We start from the raw sequence: 16,736 nt of genomic DNA, 5'->3' as shown, positions 1-16,736 counted from the left end.
GGATGCCGCGGCCTGGACAGGTCAAGCAGGAGACGGATGAGCGGTTGTCGGACCGGATTGCGGTCGGGTTGCTGACTCGTACGTTTCCGCCGGAGTTGGTGGACCGGGTGGTGGTCGAGTGCGGTCGGGCCGGACAGCGGTCCCGACTGTTGCCGCCGCGGGTGGTGGTCTACTTCGTGCTGGCGATGTGCCTGTTTTCCGGGCAGGGTTACGAGGAAGTCGCCCGGCTGCTCACGCAGGGTCTGACCTGGGCCAAACGCTGGTCGGGCTCATGGCAGGTGCCCACCACGGCAGCGATCTCGCGGGCCCGGGTCAGGCTGGGCCCGGAGCCTTTGAGGGCATTGTTCGACAAGGTCGCGCGGCCGTTGGCGACGGAGTCGACTCCGGGTGCTTGGTACGGGCGGTGGCGGCTGGTCGCAATTGACGGGACCGTCTTCGACGTGCCGGACAGCGAGGAGAACGCCGAACACTTCGGACGCCCGAAGACACACCGCACCGAGCGGTGCGCGTATCCACAAGTGCGGGTCGTGGCCCTGGCCGAGTGCGGCACCCACGCCATCACCGCCGCGGTCCTCGGGCCACGGACCCAGTCCGAACCGGCCCTGGCCCGTGAGCTGTTCGGCCGGATCGGCGAGAATGACCTGCTGATGGCCGACCGTGGATTCACCGGACTGGAGTTGTGGCGGGCCGCTGCAGCAGGCGGCGCCGACCTGCTGTGGCGGATCCGGTCCCATCAGGTCCTGCCCGTCCGTCAACAACTCCCCGACGGCTCCTACCTGTCCGAGATCGTCGCCGCGAAAGACCACCGCAAGCGCGCCGACCCCACGGTGGTGCGGGTCATCGAGTACACCCTGGACGATCCGGGCCGGCCGGCACAGGACGTTCCCTACCGACTGATTACCACCATTCTCGACCACGAGTCGGCCCCCGCGAAGGAGTTGGCAGCCCTCTATAACGAGCGCTGGGAGATCGAGACCGCCCTCGACGAGCTGAAGACCCACCAGCGCGGACCGTCCCAGATCCTGCGGTCCCGCTCACCGGGCGGGGTGGAGCAAGAAGTCTGGGGCCACCTGCTGGTCCACTACGCCATCCGCTCCCTGATGCAGGACACCGCCGACCAGGACGGCCTCGACGCCGACCGCATCTCCTTCACCCGTACCATCCGCCTTGCACGCCGACAGGTCACCGCGCAGGCGGCCTTTTCCCCCTGAGCACCCGGCCACGGCTCTCACCGAGGGCCTGCGCGAGATAGCCCGCCACCTGCTGCCCGAACGCCGTCGACGCTCCAACTCCCGCACCGTCAAACGGAATATGTCTGGCTTCGGCGTCACACGCCCCGAACACCGACACTGGCCCCAGCCCACCCGAGACCCAGCCGAAGCCGTCGCGCTCGCCCTGCCATACCGCACCGCATCCATCAACCCGCCGACCAAGGTCCTACACACCCGGGATCATTTTTAAGTCACTGGTATTGAGGTTAAAGTGGACACCCACTACCGCATCATTGAAGACCAGTAGCTATCCCCGGTGAAACGCGGTTTTCACTTCCGAGTTGACTATGCCGCCCGCCCAATCCAGTCTCAAGCTGGCGAGGGCGGCCGGCTGGTCCTCGCTTAGTACTCCAGCAGTACTTCGTGGCTTGACCTGGGGAAACGTGGAGCGGTGGGAGTGTAGCGGGCAGAGTGCTGTCATGGACGGTTTCTGTCCGCGGGTCCCTCGAAGGAGTGCCCACGGCGGCGATGTCGTCCTTGGCCGGGGGAGCCTCAGGCCGTGATAACCGAACAGGCAGCTGAGACCTGGGACCGTGACCTGGACCACCTCTTCACCACCATCGGGCACCACTTCGGACGCGTCGAACCCCGCCGCCGGATGCGGGACTACGTACGCGCGCTGCTCGCCCCGGTAGCCCGCAAGAACAGCTGGCAGCTCGCCGAACACGCCGGCTACTCCACCCCCGACGGTCTGCAGCACCTACTCTCCCGCGCCCGCTGGAGCCCCGACGACATCCGCAATGGCCTACAGACCTACGTCGCAGAACACCTCGGCCGCCCCGACGGAGTACTGATCCTCGACGACACCGGATTCTTGAAGAAGGGCACCACCTCCGCCGGTGTTCAGCGGCAATACTCCGGCACCGCAGGCCGCACCGAGAACTGCCAGATCGGCGTTTTCGCCGCCTATGCCAGCGCGGCCGGCCGCGCCCTGGTGGACCGGGAGCTCTACCTGCCCAAGTCCTGGACCGACGATCCGGACCGCTGCCGCGCGGCCAAGGTCCCCGAAGAGCGAGAGTTCGCCACCAAGAACACCCTCGCGGCGACGACCGTCCGCAGGGCACTGTCTTCCCCACTGCCGATCGCCTGGGTGACGGCGGACGCCGCTTACGGACAGGACAACCGCTTCCGCCGGATGCTGGAAGCATCCGGTGTCGGCTACGTCCTGGCCGTCCCCAAGTCCCAGTTTTCCCTGGCCGGCCCACGCATCGACATGGTCTTCGACCAGGCCCCCGACCAGGCGTGGGAACGCCGTTCCTGCGGGGCTGGCGCGAAGGGGCAGCGCGAGTACGACTGGGCAGCCGTCCAGTTACGCCCGGTAGCCGAGTACGACCACCAGGACGGTGTACTGATCCGCCGGCGGTGGGCGCTGGCACGGCGCAGCGTGAGCCGGCCGGACGAGAGCGCCTACTACCTCGGCTACGCACCGTTGGATGTCGGAGCGGACGAACTGGTGCGCGTCGCCGGCGCCCGGTGGGCGATCGAGGAGTGCTTCCAGACGGCGAAGAACGAATGCGGTCTGGACGAGTACGAGGTCCGCTCACTGTGGCAGAAGTGCGGCGACTCCTGGCAACTCACGCACCCCGAAACCCCCGCGCCCGCATTCACACGCTGAGTTGGTCGCATTGGCGCCGCCGACGCCAAGCGGTGGCCCGCCGCTGCCACTATCGCCGCCGTGGGCACTCCTTCGAGGGACCCGCGGGCAGAAACCGTCCATGACAGCACTCTGCCCGCTACACTCCCACCGCTCCACGTTTCCCCAGGTCAAGCCACGAAGGGTCATGTCCCGTGACGTGGTGTAGGTGATCACTCGGTTGTGCCGGGCAGGAGGGTGGTGGTGTCCGGATGGAGGCTGTTCATGCTCTCGGTGGAGAGGTAGCGGCGAGGGAAGGCGTTCCACTCGTCGTGGAGTTCAGCCAGGACGGCGGTGGCGAGCCGGTTGACGGCTGCGGTGTCCGGGAAGACCTGGACGACGTCGGACCGGCGCTTGATCTCCCGGTTCAGCCGTTCGAGCGGGTTGGTCGACTGGATCTTCTTCCAGTGCTGGTGAGGGAAGTCCGCGAAGGCGGTCAGGTCCTCCTTCGCGGACAGGAGCATCTCTCTGACCCTGGGGAACTGTGCGCCGAGCATGTCCGCGACGGTGTCGAGATGAGCCCGGACGGTTTCGGTGGTGGGCTGAGCGAAGAGTGTGCGGATCTCGCGGCGACCATCTCCGCGGCGCCCTTGGGGATCGCGGAGAAGACGTTGCGGACGAAGTGGACCCGGCAGCGTTGCCAGGCGGCGCCGAGCATGACCTTGCGGATGGCTTTGACCAGGCCGCTATGGCTGTCGGAGATGACCAGGCGGACCCCGCTCAGGCCGCGCTCGCGCAACGAGCGCAGGAACGTGGCCCAGAAGACTTCGGTCTCGCTGTCGCCGACCATGACGCCCAGGACCTCGCGGCCGCCGTCCTCGGTGACACCGGTGGCGATGACCACGGCCTGGGAGACGATCCGGTGGTCCACGCGGGCCTTGACGTAGGTCGCGTCGAGATACACGTAAGGGAAGCGGGTGTGGTCCAGTGGGCGGGTGCGGAACGCGTCGAGCTGTTCGTCGAGATCGCCGCAGATCCTCGAGACCTCGCTCTTCGATATACCGGTGTCCGAGCCGAGCGCCTTGACCAGGTCATCGACGCTACGGGTGGAAACGCCGTGGACGTATGCCTCCATGACGACCGCGTAGAGGGCCTGGTCGATACGGCGCCGGCGCTCCAGCAGGCTGGGGAAGAAGCTGCCGGCCCGCAGTTTCGGGATCGCGAGCTCGAGGTCGCCGGCCTGTGTGGTCACCGTCTTGTCCCGGTGCCCGTTGCGGTAGCCCGTCCGCGTGGTCGTCTGCTCGTTCCACTCGGCGCCGATGTGCGCGGTGGCCTCGGCCTCGATCAGCTCCTGCAACAACCGCTCGGCGACTTCACGCACGAGTTCAAGACCATCCGCCGAACGCAGTGACTCCAGCAGGCGAAGTAGGTCATGCTGGGACAAGGCCATCGTGTACCTCCTTGGGTCGAACTGCCCGTTCACCCAGGACAGTTACACGGTGGCCGACCTCGTTCTCAGGGAGCACTCGCAGGCAGCCGACGCACACGACGGCTCAGAGCAGGCGCACATCCCCGCCAAGATCGGCTACACCACTCCACGGGACGCCATCCGTGGGCCCCCGAGCGGCGCGCCCTGCGGTGCCTCTTCGTAGTCCGGCGCGTGCAGCGCCCCCCGGGCCAGCCCCTGGCTTTCGCGGGCCTTCACCAGTTCCCAGCCCGAAGGCCGGCGCTCCACGGAAGCTCGTCAACCACCGACTGCGGCGTCGGCGGGAGGCGCTCGGTGGGGACCTGGCCGTAGTCGACGCCGTCGACCGGCCGCACATGGCCCCGGGGGCCGGGGCGCGCATCCGGTGCGTGGAAGGGCCGGGTCGGGATGCTGGGGAGCTGGGTGATGGTCAAGGCGTCGATCCCTGTGGCTCCTGTGGATCGTGGCGTTTCCGGCTGCGCCCTGTTGGCACTGTTGCCGGGCGTGACCATTGCCTGCCTGGGGCGTTGTTGGTAGCGGAACGGGCTGGTCTATAGGGGGTGTTGATGAAGGTGGCAGGTATTCATCATGCCTACGGTGGCCGGGTGGTGTTGCGCGGTGTGGATGTGGAACTGCCGCGGGGTTCACTGGTCGGCATCGTGGGGGAGAACGGTGCGGGGAAGTCCACGCTGCTGAAGATTTTGGCCGGTGAGCTGCGGCCCGACCGGGGGGTGGTGCGGCACGAGGGCCGGTTCGGGTACTGCCCGCAGCAGGTGGTCCTCAACGACGCGTTCACCGTCCGCCAGCACCTTGAGCTGTTCAGGACGGCGTACTCGCTCCCTGATCTGTGCCGGGCCGAGGAGGTCATGGAGGTCCTGCGCTTTCGCGAGTACGCGCAGGAGCGGGTCGGAGCGCTCAGCGGGGGAACCCGGCAGAAGCTCAACCTGACCCTCGCGTTGATGCACGATCCTGATGTGCTGCTGCTTGACGAGCCCTATCAGGGCTTCGACTGGGAAACGTACGTGCGGTTTTGGGAGCTGGCCGTCCAGTTGCGTACCGCCGGCCAGTCCGTGCTGGTGGTCTCGCACCTCGCCTACGACGTGGGCCGGCTGGACGTCTTGTGGCGCCTGGAGGAAGGCGTGCTGTGCGCCGGGGCGGAGGTGGTGTCGTGAGCCCCTGGCTGGCGCGGTTCGTCATCGCTACGCGGTTCACACTGATCGAGCATGTGCGCAACCAGTTCGCCGTGGCGCTGGTGTTCCTTTTCGTGCCCCTGTGGATCTCGCTCGGGCAGTTCATGATCGTGGACGTGGGAGTGTCGTTCAGACTCTGGGCCACCGGCGAGATCCTCGTCGCCCGCGGCAACGAGCTCACTCAGATCAGCGGTGCACTGAACGCGGTGACGCTGATCGTTGGGTTCGCGATGTTCTCGGCCACCTTCAGCTCGGGAACGTTCGACCGGCGTCTGGCCATGGCCGGCTATCCCCGCCTCCAGCTGCTGCTGGCGAAGGTGTCCTCCCTCGTTCTGGCCTCGGCCGTCGTCAGTCTTTACGCCACAGCGGTCATGTGGGCGTACTGGTCGCCCCGCCAGCCCGTGCTGCTGGCCGTTTCGCTGTTCAGCGCGGCCATGACCTACGGAGCCGTGGGCGTCGCCCTGGGCACGGTGGTGCGCCGTGAGCTGGAGGGCGTCTTCCTCGTCGTGATGATCAGCGTCATCGACCTCGCGCTGCAGAACCCCATCGCCAGCAAAGGAGCCGACACCGCCTTGGTGCGTCTGCTGCCCTCCTACGGCGCTATGCAGTCCGCCTCCGCCGCCGGCTTCTCCCACTCCGTTCTCCTAAGCTGCCTGGGCGTGCAGCTGGCCTGGTTCGCCGGCGCGGCCCTCCTCAGCCTGCTCGCCTTCCGTCGGCGCACCCGGTCCGCGGTGACCGGCCAGGTCCCGTCTTCCACCCAAGGAGCACCGTGTTCGCTGCCGACTGCGCGCAGGCCGAAATTTATGACCCGCAGCTGAAAGCCGCGTACAAGACGTGCCACGATTATCTGCGGTCCACCAGGGCTGAGGAGTTCTGGTGCCTGCAGCTGATGCCCCCTGCCCTGCGTCCGGCATGCTGGGCCCTGTTCGCCGCGTACTGCCTTGCCGATGACCTGGCCGACACCACCGAGGGCGACGGTTCCCAGCGGCTGCGGGCATGGCGCGAAGCCCTGGACACCGACCTGCGGCTGGGCACCAGCCAAGACCCGGTGCGCCAGGCGGTGGTGCACACCATGTGGTGCTGGAACCTGAAGGCCGACGCCTTCGACGTCACCTTCACGGCCCTCGAGAAAGACGCCCTGCGGACCGCTCCCGGCCCGGCGACCTGGCAGCAGTGGCGGGCCCGCAGCAAGGACATCAACGTGCCCTTTCTGCTGCAGTGCCTGACACTGCTGCGACACGCCGGCCTCGACACCCCTCTCCACCTCACCCGCCTGGACGCCTACCAGCAACTGTCCGACGGCCTGTTCCTCACCGACTCGCTGACCGACCTCGCCGACGACCTCAGCCGTGGCGACATCACCCTTCCTGCGGAGGAACTGCACCGCTTCGGCACCTGCGAGACAGACCTCTCCCAACGTCGCTGGACCCCCGCCGTGCAGGCATTGATCAGCCACCTCCTGGCCACGGCCCGCACCTGGCTGGACCAGCCGGAACTGTGGACCGGTCTGCCGCCCGGCCCCGCCGTCGTCCTGCGCACAGGCTGCACTCTCTACCGCGCCCGCCTGCACGCCGCCGAAAAAGCCGGACCCGCACTGCTGCAATATGCCGCCCGCCCGGACCTCGCCGCCCGCCTGCGCGTCATCGGCCCGGGTCGACTCCTTGCAGCCACGACCTGGCACCTCTTCCCCCTCCCCGAACTGCGCACCGCACCCCCGCCCGTCCACCCGGCGCTCCCAGCGCCGCGGACCGCTCCCACCGGACTCCTGGAACCACCACAGCCCCACGCCGGTGGCGCCCGCCCCCCGGCCCTGCCCGCCAAGCGCATGCCGCGGCATGTCGCGATCATCATGGACGGCAACGGCCGCTGGGCCGGCGCACGCGGCCTCCCACGCAACGACGGCCACAAGGCCGGAGGGAAGGCGCTCATCGATGTCATGCACGGCGCCGCGGAGATCGGGCTGCCTCACCTGACCGTGTACCTGTTGTCCACCGAGAACCTGGAAAAGCGCCCGCCGCAGGAGATCAACAAGCTGTTGGCGTTCGCACGCCAACAGCTGCAGGCCGGAGACTTCCTCCGCTATGACGTACGGATTCGCTGGGCCGGACTCCCCGACGGCCTGCCGGGCGACTTCGTCGACCTCCTGCACACCAACGAAGAGGCCACCAAAGGCCGCACCGGTCTCAACGTGACGTTCTGCCTCAACTACGGCGGCCGCAGCGAACTCACCCAAGCCGCCGACTCCCTGGCCGACGCCGCACGCACCGGACAGCTCAACGGCACCAGAGTGTCAGAACACCTACTTCGCTCCCACTTGCCTTTGGGCGACCTGCCCGACGTCGACCTCCTGTGGCGTACCGGCGGCGAACAGCGCATCTCCAACTTCCTGCCCTGGCACACCGCGTACGCCGAACTGCTCTTCACGGACAAACTCTGGCCGGACATCGACCGCCGCGATTTGTGGGAGGCCATGACCGAATACACCCATCGCCACCGCCGCTACGGGGCGGTCCCCGCCCTGCAGCCTGTGGTCTCCGCCCAAGAAGCCCACAACGGCACAAGCGGCTGACAGACCACAGAGGCTCGGTTCGCGGCGCGGCAGGGACGGTCCCGGACGAACGCCCATTCGCCAGGTGATCTCTCGTGTCCTGCGAGGCTCCGCAGGAGTTCTCCGAACGAGCAGCGGTCTGCATCAAGCCGATGCCTCCCCAGTCGTACTCACAAAGGAGTCTGCCGCCATGAAACCCAGCCGCCGTACCTTCAAGCCCCTTCTCCTCACTGCCACCGTGGTCTCGACGGCTGCCGTCGGCGTGTCCTTCCTCAGCATGACCAGCCAGGCACAGACCCCGCCCGAGCACGCCGTGGCCGCCTCACAGCTGACCGCCGCCTCCCGCCTGCAGGCGGCCCCCCTGCCGCCCGCCTGCCAGGAAGCGATCTTCAAGACCAAGGAGAAGTTCCCCACCACCCGCTACGCCATTCCCGACGAACCGTGGAACGCCGCCCTGAACGCCGTGGCCAATCTGAGCGACGAAGACAAGGCCCTGCTCACCGAGTCCGCGTGCGCGACTTGGAACACGTGGGCCGTCGTCAACGGCGCCGCTGTGGCAACCGAACTCGACGACCACTACCGCAACGCCGCCGCTCCGGCGTGCAACAAGTGGGCCGTCGCCACCCTCGCGACGATCAAGAACCACGCCTCGGAGGTCCCCGCTGAGTACAAGCCGCAGGAAGAGGCGGCCAAGAGGATCTGGAAGGAAGTCGTGACCAAGCTCTCCACCGAGTCCGCCTACCCAGCCTGCCGCACGGCCTACACCAACGCCCAGGCGGGCTGGTAACCACCCGGCCCAGCGCGCCCACAGAACGTGAGAGATCGTCCCGGCCACTGCCCGGGAAGCTGAACCCGGCTGGGGAACCAGCCGGATTCAGCTGTGAGTACACCCCCATAGCAACATCAGCGGCGTTGGCCAAGCGTGCTGAGCGGAAGAGCCGGGAATGGCGCGGACGAAATTCGACTAGGGCCTGTGTGAGGTCGTGATCAATATCTGCGTTCCGCTGCCGTGCCGGGACGGATCACGGTAGAACGCCGGTGTGACGCGCCGACAGCTCAGTGACGACCAGTGGGAACTCATCCAGCCGTACTTGCCGGTCGGCGAGTACGGCCCCTACCTGGTGAAGTTGCGGGACCGGTTCGAGGGCGTGATCTGGCGATTCCGGTCCGGCGCCCGGTGGCGGGAGATGCCCGAGCAATTCGGTCCCTGGCCCACCGTCTACGGCCGTTTCCGGGTCTGGCGGGACGCAGGCGTGTTCACCGCACTGCTCGAGGGGCTGATCGTCGAGGCCGCCGGGCAGGGGAAGATTGACCTGTCACTGGTCAGCGTGGATTCCACGACCACCCGCGCGCATCACGACGCCGCCGGAATACACGTCGCCCCCGAGGTTATGGAGGCCCTGGAGAAGGTCGTGCGGGAACAGGAGCAGGCCCGACAAAAGGGGGCGGCCAAGGGGAACAGAACGGACAGGGCGACGTCGACGATCCTGGACGGGAAGAACGGCGACGCATCCGGCGAAGACGCAAAGCCCGCCTGAAGCGGGCCCTGCTCGGCCGGTCCAGAGGCGGCCTGACCTGCAAGATCCACCTCGCGTCCGACCGCAAGTGCCGCCCCCTGGCGATCGTGTTGACGGCTGGACAGGCCGCCGACAGCCCGCAGTTCCTCCCCGTCCTGAACAAGGTCCGCATCCGATTGCCCGTCGGCCGCCCACGCACCCGGCCGGACGCGGTCGCCGGCGACAAGGCATACTCCTCCCGCGCCAACCGGGCCTACCTGCGTAAGCGCAGCATCAAGGCCGTCATTCCGGAGAAGAAGGACCAGGCCACCCACCGCAAGAACCGCGGCCGCAAGGGCGGCCGGCCCGTCACCCACGACGCCGAGCTCTACAAGGACCGCAACACCGTCGAACGCATGATCAACAAACTGAAAGCCTGGCGCGGCATCGCCACCCGCTACGACAAGTCCCCCGAGAGCTACGACGCCGGACTCCACCTCCGGGCCTCCCTGATCTGGATCAACGACCTCTTACCGACGACCGAATGATCACGACCTCACACAGGCCCTAGTACTGCAACCGTGTTTGGCGTGATGGCGGTTCAGTTCAGGGGTGGTGGCCTCGTCGTTTGTAGTGGCTGATGCGTGCTCGGTGTTGTGCTTGTCGTCGCCAGTGGGACCAGTGCAGGACGTGGGTAACCGGGGGTAGGAGGCGTGCTGTGAGGTGGGCGGTCAGGCGGCGGATCTCGGGCAGGCTCAGCGGGACAAGGTGCTGTTCACCGGGTCGCGATCCCTTTTTTGAGCTCCCGCGCACGGATCGTGGTCAGGTAGGCGTGGGCTGCCATGGCGAGGGTGATGTGCCGGTACCAGGCGTGGTATTTACGGACCTGGTAGTGGTCGAGGCCGCATTCGTTCTTCGCGGTCTGGAAGCATTCCTCGATCGTCCACCGGCGGCCGGCTACGGCCAGGAGGGTGTTCAGGGTGGTGCCTTCGGGCGCGAAGCACACGCAGTAGGCGATCTCGGTGGGATCGGTGAGGCTACGGCGGGCCAGAACCCAGTGCTCGACACCCTCCTCGCGCCACGGACGGATCGGGGCCCTGGCCCAGTCGTAGACACGCTCGCCGTGGGCACCCCGGCCGCACGATCGGCGCTTCCACGCCTGCCGGGGCAGACCGGCGACCAGTTCGTCCACGGGATGGTCCATGCGTGAGGCGGTGACGACGGTATCGGTGCGGCGGGTCGCCAGCACGTGGAACACCCCGCGCTGTTCAAGCCAGTAACGCAAGCCCTTGACCTGCCCGTATGCCTCATCAGCGGTCAGCCACGCAAACGGCACCCGCGCGGCGAGTGCCCGCTCGATCATGGCCTTGGCGTGTTCGTTCTTCGTGGCGAAGGCGACCTCGTCGGGGACCGCCGCGGCGCGGCAGCGTTCACGGTCCTCGGTCCAGGACGCGGGCAGGTACAGCTCCCGGTCGATCAACATGTGACCGGCATCGGTTGCATAGGCCAGGAATGTGCCGACCTGGCTGTTCTCGACCCGGCCCGCCGTGCCGGTGTACTGACGTTGGACGCCGGCCGAGCGGATCCCCTTCTTCAGGAACCCGGTGTCGTCCACGACGAGCACCGCCTGCGGGTCACCGAGATGCTCGATCACGAACTCCCGAATGTCGTCCCGGACTTCGTCAGCGTCCCAGTCGCACGTATTGAGCAGTCGCTGCAAGCGGTCCGGCCGTTCATGCCCCGCCTGCTCGGCGACCGTCCACGCGTTCTTCCGCTCCAGCGACGACACCAGCCCGCGCATATAGGCCAATGCCGGCTCCCGGGGCTCCGAGCGTTGAAAACGGTGCACAAACCGCCCATGCACCTCCTCCAGCCCCGCCACCCACCGCCGTACGTCACCGACTCCGAGATCCCCACCCATGACAGGAACAACGACCACGGCGACACACCGTCACGCCAAACACGGTTGCAGTCCTAGGTCCGGGTGAAGAGGACGACGTCCACGATGTAGAGCCTCCAGAAGCGGGAGTAGTCGCGCCATAGCCAGGGGACGCGGTCGTTCTCCCAGGTGACCTTCAAGCCGCGGGCGGTGCCGGCGGCGCGGAGGGCTGTCGGGGAGGCTTCGTCCGAAGTGCCGCCGAGCCAGCGGCTCCTTGGGACGCCGGACCAGCCGTAGGGCGAAGTGATCAGCAGGTGGCCGCCCTCGGCGGTCTGGGAGATCAGCGTGTCCAGCAGGCGGGCAGGGTCGGGAACGAGGTCGATGAGGTTGACCGCGCAGGTGAGGTCGACGGGGTCGCGGACCAGCCGGGTCAGTCCCGATCCGACGATGAAGTCCGCGTACCGAGGGTCCCCCTCGACGGTCAGCGGACGCTCGTCGTAGAGGTCGCCCTCGCGGTAAGCGCGGTAGCTGTTGAGCGGGTGGGGTGTGAAGAGCAGGGCGCGGCGGGCGACGAGGACGGACAGGAACGACGTGTCGACGCCGACGGTGGCGCAGCCGCGTCGGGAGAGGAGGGCCGACAGACCGCCGACGCTGCTGCCGACGTCCAGGGCACTGGTGGGGGTGGTCCGGTCGAACAGGGTCGTCGCCGTGGACCACAGGTCGCGGGTGGCGTTCGCCGCCAGGAGACCGGCGATGAGCGGGTCGGTGTCCGCGTCGGTGGTGCGGTGGTCGAAGTGGGCGCCGAGGAACGCGTTCACATAGCGGTCTTCCAGCTTCATGCTGCGGTTGACGTGGCGGGGGTCGACGGCGGCGGGGGCGCGGGAGGCGAGCCAGCCGGTCATGGCGTCGGATGGTCCGTGCGCGGTGAGGGAGGTGATGACGCCGAGGTGGTCGCGCAGGTAGGCGGCGAGGTCGTCGAGGAGGACGAGTACGCCGCAGACGATGGGGTAGGCGCCGCCGCAGGCGTCGCACGTGACGACGCCTTCGACGAGTTCGTCCTCCCCGGTGTCCAGGACGGTGGCAATCCAGACGTCGGCGGTAAGGGGTGCGGTCCCGCAGTTGTCCCTGGGGCAGCGCAGCAGTGCGAGGGTGGATCGCTTCATCGGGTCGCCGTCTGCTCCTCGTGTGCGTCGCCCGCGAAGGCGTGGGGGTAGTCGCGCAGGTAGATGTCGTCGAGTGCGTCGTCGGGCAGGTCGAGGTAGGCGGTGAGGACCCGGTCGCGGGCGGCCACGAGGGCGCACAAGCAGATGAGGACGCCCAGGACGGCGAGTGCCCACAGTTCGCCGGAGGTGCGGGAGACGACGCCGCTGGCGACGGAGCCGAGCGGCATGACGACGCCGGAGAGGAACGAGGCGGCGGCGACCATCCGGTTCCGGTAGGCGGCCGGGGTGGCCAGCAGCCGGACGGTCCCGGTGTTGGTGGTGATCATGCACAGGCCGACGCCGGACAGCATCAGCAGCAGCGAGGCGGCGACGGTGAAGATCACCGGGAGGTGGAGGCCGAGGGCGCCGACGAGGCCGGTGCCGGCAAAACCGGCGCCGAGCATGGCGAAGCCGGTCAGGACGGTGCGGCGGCGGCCCAGCAGTCGGCCGCTCAGGCCGGCCAGGGAGGCGCTGCCGACGATCAGTCCGACCGCGAACGCCGATTCGACGATGCTGAGGACCCAGGTGCGGTGCGGGAAGCGCTGGGCGACCAGGACGGGCACGATCACGTTGAAGACGGGGTAGAGCGCGAAGTTGACGACCATGGTGAGCATGGCCAGGCGCCATTCGGGGCGGACGCGGCGGATGGCCCGGAAACCGGCGCGGGTGCCCGAGGCCCAGGCGGTGAAGCCACCGCCGGGCGCGGGCCGGGGGCCGGGTGCGGGGGTGCGCAGGACGACGATGAGGACGGCGGACACGCCGACCACGCCGGAGGCGGTGGCGAGGACGGCGGCGTAGCCGAGGGGGCCGATGAGCACGCCCGCCGCGATCGGTCCGGCGAAGGAGGACAGCGACATGACGGTGCTGCGGACGCGGACGGCGCTGGCGACCGAGGTGGTCTTGAGCAGACTGCGGATCGTGGACATAAGGAGCGGTTCGCGGACGCCGAGGCTGACGCCGAGCAGCATGATGCCGATGACGATGGTCCACAGTTCGTACACGCCACGGTAGGCGAGCCAGGTAAGCAGGCCGCTGACCAGTGCCGAGCCGATGAAGCAGCTCTGGATGACCCGGCCGGGCGGGAACCGGTCCCCGAGCCAGGACAGGGCGCCGCGCGAGAGGACGTCGGTGGCGACGCCGAGCGCGATCAGCACGCCGAGCAGCGCGTCGTTTCCGGTCCGGTCCAGGACCCACCAGGCCAGGGCGATCTCCACGCACCGGGTGGCGATGGTGCCGCAGAACGCGGCGGTCTGGAGGAGGGCGAAGTCCCTGATGCCGGTCCGGGGCGGTTCGAGTACGTCGCTGCTGTCAGCGGACAAGGTGGCCACCGGAGGTCGTGGGGTCGTGGAGGTGCCGGACGAGGTCGTCGTACCGTCGGGTCAGGGTGTCCTTCACCAGTTCACCGGTCGGGCTGGCGTACGGCCGCTCGTTCATGGCGGTGAGGCATCCGCCGAGGTATCCGGTCAGGTGGTCGAGGCGTTCCCGTACCCCGGTCTCACCGTCGAGGTGGCGTCGGCGTAGGGCCGAGGCAGCGGCGGCGGCGAAGTGAGCGGCGAACATGACGCCCCGGTACGTCTTGCCGGAGGTGCCGGAGGGCAGGACGTAGTCGTTGGGGGCGTCGGGGAGCTGGAGGTCGTAGACCTCGGCGATGAAGTTCAGCCAGATGTGGGCGTGTTCGTGGACGAGGGTCTCGCGCAGCGTCTCCTCGTCCCGGAACGCTCCGGGGCCGAGGTAGATGGTTTGCGGGACGAGGACGGAGGTGCTGCTGGTGCTGGCCGCCATGCGCCGGTACCGCTTGGGCAGCGTGAACAGGCTCTGCCATGCGGGCATCGACCGGACGACGAGCCCGGAGGCGTGCGCTACGTCCTCGGTCTCGGCCGGGGCGAGTTCCGTCCAGGCGATGTCGTGCACCCTGGAGGTGGCGTGGCGGTCGAAGATGCTCTTGGCGTTCTCCGGGTCGAGGCAGGCGCCGAGCGAGGTGAACGCCTCGGGTTCGGCGCTGCGGCGTACCACGGCTACGGCGGTCAGGAGCGCCTTGGGCCGGAACCCGTCGTCGTCGATGAACGGCACACCGCCGATCTCGGTGAGCAGTGCCCGATGGTCCATGTTCGTACCCCCCTGTTCCGCTCGCTCTGCGTGTGAATGCTGTTTGTGTGGGTGCTGTGCTCGATCCGCTTGTATCGCGTCGTCCCAGGGGCGTTCGGCGAGGAAGGCTTCCAGGTCGTGGGTCTTCAGCCGGAAGCGGTCGAAGTCCTTCATGTCGTCGCGGGCGGCCGGATGGCCGAGTTCTGTCAGGCGGCGGGCCAGGGACGGCAGGGTGCGGTCCCCGTACCAGCGGTTCTTGAAGTCGGTGAGGACCTCGTCGACGCGAGCTGCGGGGAGCGTGCCTTGGTTTCGCAGGTGGTCGAGGTAGGCCCGGATGTGAACGAGGGGTTCGGAGACCGCGCGGAAGGGGTGTTCCAGGCCGTGGACGAGGGCGACCTCGTCGTCGGCGAAGTCGGGGTCGTCGACGAACCGCTGGTGGACGGTTCCGTAGCCGCGCATCCCCAGGGGGTGCATCTCGGCGGCGCGGATCGCGCCCATGGAGCACAGTCCCCAGACCCGCCAGCCGGCGGTCAGGGCGTCGCGCAGCTCGCGGTGGCCGACCGAGGGGTAGCTGTGGAAGGTGCCGTCGGCGAGGAGGATGACACCGGGGCCGGGGCGGTCCGCGAGGAGCCGGTCGATGTCGCCGCGACGGGCGGGCGCGTGGACGTGGATGTCCTGCGGTACGGGTATGCCGAGACCGTGGGCGGAGGGGCCGACGAACAGGTGGGTGCGGGTCATGGGGCCACCGTTTCCCGAGGTGCGGTGCTGGTGCCGTGGGCGGCGAGGCGCCGGCCGACGCGTTGCAGGGCGGGTTGGAAGGACTCCAGCCGGGGGGCGATGACCCGGACCACGTGGAGGCCCGAAGCGGGCACCGGGGTCAGGTCGACGGTGAGCACCTGGCGTACGCCGGCCGCCCGCGCGCGGTCGAGGAGGAGGTCCAGTGCGTCGGTGAGGCTGTCCACGTCGTGGCTGTGGTCGGGCAGTTCGGCCATGGGGACGGCGCCGGCAGGGTCGCGAACGCGGCGGCGCAGTTCGGCGGTGGCCCGGACCTCGGCGTCGCGGACGGCAGCGTCGAAGTAATCGTGGCGGTCGATGATGTCGTCGCGTCCGCCGTGGATGTGCGAGAGCCGGGACTGAGCGGCTTCGGACAGGGCCCGCACGGCGGCGATGTCCCGGTTCACGTGCAGTCCGGCACCGAAGGAGATGGCTACGGGGGCGGTGTCCTCGGGTTCGAGCAGGTAGGCGTGGAAATACGGCAGACCGAAGACGTTGGGGGTGGCACGCAGGGCGACGCCGAGTCCGGCGTCCTCGGCCCGCCGCACGAGTTCGGCCGGGTGTCCGGCGAGGCTGTCAGTCCGGACGGGCAGTGAGGTGTCCCGGATCAGGTGGAAGGCGTGCACGTCACGTTCCAGGAGTTCGGCGATGCAGGGGCGATGTGAAATCTTGCCCCCTTCTAGAGCGTGTGCGCGCGTGATACCGAAACCCGCAGGCACAATCAACCACCGACACGCCGTGGCTTCGCTGCTGTCCTCAGGTCCGACTGGCCCCGAGCTGCCGTGGCTGAGGCTGCTTCGCGTGCGGGACGGTGGCCCCGTTTCGGCCGTAGGCGGCATCAGCGGCTCTGCGTCTCGGGCGGTGCTGGCCGTGACGGACAAGCGCCAAGGCAGAGGGGCTGATCTCTGTGGAGGGTTCCGCCGCCCGGCCCGAGGGGCCGTTCGGCTCCGGTGCCTCCGCACGCGGCAGTTCACCTTTCCGTTGTCCGGGGTGCCGTTCTGTGGGTGAGGTCCTAAGCGCTCAAAAATTCAGAACTGGCTGGCAGAACCGCATGCAGCACCAGCACGCGGAGGGGGGGGTACCGTCCGTACCCACGGTGCCCCTCATTCGTTCCGGCTGCCGTCCTGTCCAAGGGTCGTGGGGGCCGTGGCAGCCGTACGGCGGTCAGCTCCTGTCAGTGGCCCACTGTTCCGGTTCGCTCGGGCTGCTCTTCAGCAGGGTGCCATGGCGACGTCGGTAAGACGGTTCGTCTG

Annotated in this window: 11 protein-coding genes and 3 pseudogenes; 7 read left to right on the top strand and 7 right to left on the bottom strand. The window is 68.4% G+C overall.

The features are described 5' to 3' along the window. The first annotated feature begins 2 nt into the window (after positions 1-2). Together E6R18_RS01615 and E6R18_RS01610 are read left to right on the top strand one after the other, a co-directional pair. Entirely contained in the window at positions 3-1,211 is a 1,209-nt protein-coding gene (locus tag E6R18_RS01615; protein WP_136315014.1) for an IS4 family transposase, read from the top strand. Between the two features lie 658 nt (positions 1,212-1,869). After that, a pseudogene (locus E6R18_RS01610) lies at positions 1,870-2,990 on the top strand (IS701 family transposase). 87 nt (positions 2,991-3,077) lie between these two features. On the opposite strand, the pseudogene E6R18_RS01605 reads toward E6R18_RS01610, so the two are convergent. Beyond that, positions 3,078-4,294 (bottom strand): annotated as a pseudogene (locus E6R18_RS01605) (IS256 family transposase). Positions 4,295-4,545: 251 nt separating this feature from the next. Continuing rightward, on the bottom strand, positions 4,546-4,743 hold the full coding sequence (locus E6R18_RS01600) for a hypothetical protein (protein WP_240799555.1): 198 nt from the start codon (positions 4,741-4,743) through the stop codon (positions 4,546-4,548). Positions 4,744-4,875: 132 nt separating this feature from the next. Here E6R18_RS01600 and E6R18_RS01595 point away from each other — a divergent pair, with 132 nt between their 5' ends. The 5 genes and pseudogenes from E6R18_RS01595 to E6R18_RS01575 all read left to right on the top strand — a co-directional run bounded on the left by E6R18_RS01595 (position 4,876) and on the right by E6R18_RS01575 (position 10,091). Next, positions 4,876-5,481, top strand: coding sequence for an ABC transporter ATP-binding protein (locus E6R18_RS01595; protein ID WP_168712260.1), 606 nt, complete (start codon positions 4,876-4,878; stop codon positions 5,479-5,481). Further along, the gene (locus E6R18_RS34600; protein ID WP_240799554.1) at positions 5,478-6,317 is read left to right on the top strand and encodes an ABC transporter permease; all 840 of its coding nucleotides are present in this window, start codon (positions 5,478-5,480) and stop codon (positions 6,315-6,317) included. Before E6R18_RS01595 ends, E6R18_RS34600 begins: the two co-directional genes overlap by 4 nt. Then, on the top strand, positions 6,269-8,068 hold the full coding sequence (uppS, locus tag E6R18_RS01585; RefSeq protein WP_240799553.1) for a polyprenyl diphosphate synthase: 1,800 nt from the start codon (positions 6,269-6,271) through the stop codon (positions 8,066-8,068). The genes E6R18_RS34600 and uppS overlap by 49 nt, the downstream gene beginning before the upstream one ends. 169 nt (positions 8,069-8,237) lie before the next feature. Further along, the gene (locus E6R18_RS01580; RefSeq protein WP_136315011.1) at positions 8,238-8,834 is read left to right on the top strand and encodes a hypothetical protein; all 597 of its coding nucleotides are present in this window, start codon (positions 8,238-8,240) and stop codon (positions 8,832-8,834) included. A gap of 253 nt (positions 8,835-9,087) precedes the next feature. Next, positions 9,088-10,091 (top strand): annotated as a pseudogene (locus tag E6R18_RS01575) (IS5 family transposase). A 227-nt stretch (positions 10,092-10,318) separates the two neighbouring features. Here E6R18_RS01575 and E6R18_RS01565 read toward each other — a convergent pair. The 5 genes from E6R18_RS01565 to E6R18_RS01545 are packed head-to-tail and all read right to left on the bottom strand — an operon-like array spanning position 10,319 to position 16,322. Then, positions 10,319-11,464, bottom strand: a complete 1,146-nt coding sequence (locus tag E6R18_RS01565; protein WP_136315188.1) for an IS701 family transposase — start codon at positions 11,462-11,464, stop codon at positions 10,319-10,321. Between the two features lie 53 nt (positions 11,465-11,517). After that, entirely contained in the window at positions 11,518-12,585 is a 1,068-nt protein-coding gene (locus tag E6R18_RS01560; protein ID WP_136315008.1) for a methyltransferase domain-containing protein, read from the bottom strand. After that, positions 12,582-13,943 (bottom strand): MFS transporter, encoded by a 1,362-nt coding sequence (locus E6R18_RS01555; RefSeq protein ID WP_168712259.1) that lies wholly within the window; start codon positions 13,941-13,943, stop codon positions 12,582-12,584. The genes E6R18_RS01560 and E6R18_RS01555 overlap by 4 nt, the downstream gene beginning before the upstream one ends. Then, positions 13,933-15,447 carry a TfuA-like protein gene (locus tag E6R18_RS01550; protein WP_136315006.1) on the bottom strand — a complete coding sequence of 505 codons (1,515 nt, stop codon included), beginning with the start codon at positions 15,445-15,447 and terminating at the stop codon, positions 13,933-13,935. The genes E6R18_RS01555 and E6R18_RS01550 overlap by 11 nt, the downstream gene beginning before the upstream one ends. Continuing rightward, entirely contained in the window at positions 15,444-16,322 is an 879-nt protein-coding gene (locus E6R18_RS01545) for a YcaO-like family protein (RefSeq protein WP_136315005.1), read from the bottom strand. The genes E6R18_RS01550 and E6R18_RS01545 overlap by 4 nt, the downstream gene beginning before the upstream one ends. Positions 16,323-16,736 lie beyond the last annotated feature (414 nt).

Origin of the sequence: Streptomyces sp. A1277, assembly GCF_004795015.1 — a bacterium.
Taxonomy (GTDB): Bacteria; Actinomycetota; Actinomycetes; order Streptomycetales; family Streptomycetaceae; genus Streptomyces.
The sequence above is the reverse complement of the archived record's forward strand: the minus strand, read 5'-3'. Positions and strand labels throughout refer to the sequence as shown.